Genomic DNA, 611 nt, shown 5'->3' on the forward strand with positions numbered 1-611 from the left:
GTGTGGTTGCCATCAATTCCACTTCAAAGCCGGGAGCCGATAAAGCTTCTTTGTTGATTCGTGGTAAGTCCACTTGGGGAGAAGCTGCTCCGTTAGTATTGGTGGACGGTATCGAACGTGACTTCAACGATGTCGATGTGAACGAAATTGAATCTATTTCCGTACTGAAAGACGCTTCGGCAACTGCGGTTTACGGTGTGAAAGGTGCGAACGGCGTTATCTTGCTGACAACCAAACGCGGACTCGAACAGAAACCGGAAATCTCATTCACTGCTAACTTCGGTTTTAAACAACCTTCTGCCGCTCCTGAATGGTCTGACTATGTGACCTCTATGAAACAGTATAACAGAGCACAGGCTAATGATGGTAACTGGGGAGCAATGGTTCCCGAGTCTACCATTGCCGCATGGGAAAATGCGTATGCTACCGGAAATTACGGTCCGTATAACGATGTCTTTCCCGAAGTGGACTGGTGGAAAGAACTGGTAAAGAATGTAGGTTATGAACAGGCTTATAATCTTAATGTACGCGGTGGTACGAAGAAAATGAGTTATTTCGTATCCTTGGGTTATTTGCATGACGGAGATATTTTTAATACTACCAAACAAGAG

General features: G+C 45.2%; 1 protein-coding gene. It reads left to right on the forward strand.

Annotated elements, in window-relative coordinates; all coding sequences use genetic code 11:
- Positions 1-611: TonB-dependent receptor plug domain-containing protein (locus tag AB5935_RS27190; RefSeq protein WP_368328001.1), on the forward strand; the 611-nt coding region annotated here is incomplete at both ends.

This window comes from Phocaeicola sp. RTP21198st1_B8_RTP21198_201120 (assembly GCF_040929485.1).
Classification (GTDB): Bacteria; Bacteroidota; Bacteroidia; order Bacteroidales; family Bacteroidaceae; genus Phocaeicola; species Phocaeicola dorei.